Origin of the sequence: Gordonia sp. 852002-10350_SCH5691597 (genome assembly GCF_001665715.1) — a bacterium.
Taxonomy (GTDB): domain Bacteria; phylum Actinomycetota; class Actinomycetes; order Mycobacteriales; family Mycobacteriaceae; genus Gordonia; species Gordonia sputi.
The window spans coordinates 1-3286 of record NZ_LZMO01000219.1; the positions used below are offsets into that span (position 1 = coordinate 1).

Genomic DNA, 3286 nt, shown 5'->3' on the forward strand with positions numbered 1-3286 from the left:
GAGATCCCATGACCCTGACCCACATCGAGGCCAACGAGCTGGCCAACGAGCTGGCCTACACCATGGCCGCCGCGGCTGTACTCGACCCCGCGCCCGAGTCGCTGGCAACGCTTGCCCAGGAGATCGCCTTCTATCGCGCCGACGTAGAGCGTCGCGCTCGTGCGGAGTTCTCCGGGGAGCTCTTGGGCGCGGTGTTGTCCAACATCCCGCACGAGGTCGGGTACGTCTACACGCGGGGGGAGGGTTCGCGTGTAGCCGCGGCGGCCATGGTTGACCTCGACGCGACCGATTATCTCGGTAACCCCCTATCCAAGACCGACCTGGCGCGACGCAAGCGCGAAGCCACCACCGCCGCAAAGTGTCTCGTGCGCGAGCTGCTCGTTGAGCCTGTCGACCCTGTCGACGTGGAGATGTTCCACGTGGGCATCGCGGACGAGGCGGAGTCACGTGCTGAGGGCTTCAGTGACGTTTCCCCGGCCGTCTATGCCGAGGTGGATCGCATCTCGGCGGCGTGGTAGGTCCTTCCCTCATGACCGGTCAGCGTGTCGGCTACGTGCGTGTCAGCACCGCCGAGCAGAACGAGGTACGCCAGCTCGACGGCGTCGACGTGGACAAGACCTTCGTCGACAAGGCCAGCGGCCGCACCCGGGACCGGCCCAGGCTCGACGAGATGATCGCCTACGCCCGCGCCGGTGACACCGTGTTCGTCCACTCACTCGACCGCCTGGCCCGCAACGTCACCGACCTGCAGGCCATCATCGCCGAGCTCAACGCCAAGGGTGTGCGCGTCGAGGTCACCACACAGGGGCTCGTGTTCACCGGCGACGACAACCCGATGACCAAGCTGCTGCTGCAGATGCTCGGTGCCGTCGCCGAGTTCGAGCTGGCCACCATCCGCGAGCGCCAGGCCGAGGGCATCGCCAAGGCCAAGGCCGCCGGGAAGTATAAGGGTCGCAAGGCCGCTCTGACGCCCGAGCAGGCCGACGAGATCGCCCGTCGGCACGCCGGTGGCGCCGGGGAGGGCATTACCGCGCTGGCCAACGAGTACGGGGTCAGCCGTCAGACGGTATACCGGTATCTCGACAGGGAGACAGCATGACCTGCTCGCCGCTGGCTACACCGTGGTCCGACTGCGCGAGACTCCGCTGCCGACGCTGAGCATCACCGACCCGAACTACCACGAGGTCACGGTCTACTCGCAGGCGCCGGACCCGGCCTCGACGATCGCGAAGGTGCGACAACTGCTCTGAGGCGGAGTCGTTCGGTCGAACTACCGCCGCCACGTCACCGTCGCACTCCGTCCCACTCCCCGTATGGTGAGAGCTGATCACAGAGGCGCAAGAACCCCCGCACCGAGATCCGGTGCGGGGGTTCTCGGTTCAACAGCCTCAGCGGGGCACGAGCTGGCCCCACGAGCTGCCGTTGGCGACGACCCCGTAGCCGTCCGCTCCACCATCACCGAGCAGCGAGACCGGCACGCCCGCGATGGTCGCGGTAGGCCCGAAATCGTTGGAGCCTGGTGCGCTCGCGTGCAGGGTGCCGCTCTGCCCCGCGATGGTGAGCACACCGCCATGGATGCTCGCCGGCACCGAGCCGATCGCTGGCAACATCGGCGCGATCGGGTTGACTACGCGGAGCGTGTACGCGCCGTCGTGAGGGACCGGCGACGCGGAGGCCTGACCCGTGCCCAGTGCGCCGAGGCCCGCGATGGCAGCGGCTCCGGCGAGTGCGACGGTGGCTGCGGTCTTGATCTTGGTGGTGCTCATTCTCTGACTCCTTTGATGATTGATGTGTCTCGGATTGCTCTGTCTGGCTGGCTGTTTCGTTCGCCCTAGCGTGGCGTCAGACTGATCACCACCCCCGTCGGAATCCCGAGGATGGTGGACGTGCCGGCGTATCCACGGCCCCGCTGGGTGAGTCGGTATTCGATCGCATCACCGGCCACCTCAACGGTCGCGCCGGCTCGCGTCATGTGCATCGGCAGGTCTTGGCCGAGGTAGTGCAGGTGGCCCGCACGCACGGTCGCCGGTGCGTGGGCGCCGGCCGACGACGTAAATGTGTACTGGCCGTCGGGGATCGAGGCCGATGCCTGTCCGACGCCGACGGTGGCCAGGGCCACCGCTGCCGAAGCAGCGATGGTGCTGGCGATGACTCGCGATTTCGTGGACATGATTCGTTGTGCTCCTTACTTATCTACTTATCGGGGGTTGTCTCGGTCGGCATGTACTCGAGCTGCGCCTCTACCACTGAGCCGCCCATCACCGCCAGGACGCGGTTGGTCGAGTCTCCCTGCTGCGCAGCGGTTGTCGCGGTGTTGGTGGCGGTGGTCGAGGTCGCATCGCCCTTGATCGCGCTGACCTCCGCCTGCCCCTTGCGCAGGCCAGCGGCCCCCGCCGGCACGTCGCCGGTGACGCGGTAGGCGCCCGGAGCACCTGCCGCGCAGGCCCCGGCAGCGTCGTTGTCGCCACCGGGCCAGGTCACCGCTGCGCCGACCGCGAGGCTGTTATCCGCCGTACTCACAGGCACTTTCAGCCACGTCTGCTTAGCCGTGGTCGTGGCGATGTCGTCGGCCTGTTGCTGCCGCTGGGGGAGATAGACGGCCCAGCTGGCCGGGCTCAGCTGCAGGATTTCCAGCTTCGCCTCATCTGACGACTTGAGCGTCGAGGTCATCTGCTGGGGCAGCGGCGCGCTGCGCAAGATCCGCAGCTGCATCGACTCGCCGGGAACCGACAGCGCCTTGTCGGTCCGCGCCCGGCTCAGGTCGGAGCAGACGTCGATCGCGGGATGCGTCGCGGTCTCGACCTTGTCCTCGGCCGTGGTTTTGAGCTGATCGGCTTTCTTGGCGGCATTCTCCTTGATCTGCGTTGCGGTGTTCTGCGATCCGATCGCGTGCAGCGCGTACACAGCGCCACCGCCGACGGCCAGCACCGCGACCGCGGCGACGGCGAGCAGCGCCTTGGACGCCTTTGGGTGGGGTGCTGCTGGAGGGGTCGTGGGAGATGCTGACGCCTGGGCCACCGGCGTGGGCACAGTCGCGGACGTCGACTGGGCCTCGTCGACGATCTCGACGTCGTCGCCCAGGGCGGCCACCTCCTCGGGGGTCAGCTCGTTGCCATCCTCGTCGAAATACCCTGTGTGCTCAGGCATCGGAGCCCTCCTTCTTGACGACACGGCGCACGACCTTCTTGGCCGGAGCGGGGGTAGCGGCGGTGTGCGCGGCCTACCGGGTGCTGTGGCGGCGCAGCCCGTCGATCGGGCGGCTGTGGGCGTGGCCGTGGGCTGTGAC

General features: G+C 67.8%; 6 protein-coding genes. 3 read left to right on the forward strand and 3 right to left on the reverse strand.

Annotated elements, in window-relative coordinates:
* The 3 genes from A5777_RS16115 to A5777_RS25685 form a co-directional block, all read left to right on the forward strand.
* Positions 1–518: hypothetical protein (locus A5777_RS16115; protein ID WP_231895091.1), on the forward strand; the 518-nt coding region annotated here is incomplete at its 5' end.
* An 11-nt stretch (positions 519–529) separates the two neighbouring features.
* Positions 530–1099 carry a recombinase family protein gene (locus A5777_RS16120; protein WP_064863422.1) on the forward strand — a complete coding sequence of 190 codons (570 nt, stop codon included), beginning with the start codon at positions 530–532 and terminating at the stop codon, positions 1097–1099.
* A 22-nt stretch (positions 1100–1121) separates the two neighbouring features.
* Positions 1122–1250: a hypothetical protein gene (locus tag A5777_RS25685; protein WP_269447007.1), complete on the forward strand. Its 129-nt coding sequence runs from the start codon at positions 1122–1124 to the stop codon at positions 1248–1250.
* A gap of 138 nt (positions 1251–1388) precedes the next feature.
* On the opposite strand, the gene A5777_RS16125 is transcribed toward A5777_RS25685, so the two are convergent.
* The 3 genes from A5777_RS16125 to A5777_RS16135 form a co-directional block, all read right to left on the reverse strand.
* Positions 1389–1766, reverse strand: a complete 378-nt coding sequence (locus A5777_RS16125) for a hypothetical protein (RefSeq protein ID WP_064863423.1) — start codon at positions 1764–1766, stop codon at positions 1389–1391.
* Between the two features lie 65 nt (positions 1767–1831).
* On the reverse strand, positions 1832–2170 hold the full coding sequence (locus A5777_RS16130) for a hypothetical protein (RefSeq protein WP_064863424.1): 339 nt from the start codon (positions 2168–2170) through the stop codon (positions 1832–1834).
* A gap of 23 nt (positions 2171–2193) precedes the next feature.
* Entirely contained in the window at positions 2194–3147 is a 954-nt protein-coding gene (locus A5777_RS16135) for a hypothetical protein (RefSeq protein ID WP_064863425.1), read from the reverse strand.
* Positions 3148–3286 lie beyond the last annotated feature (139 nt).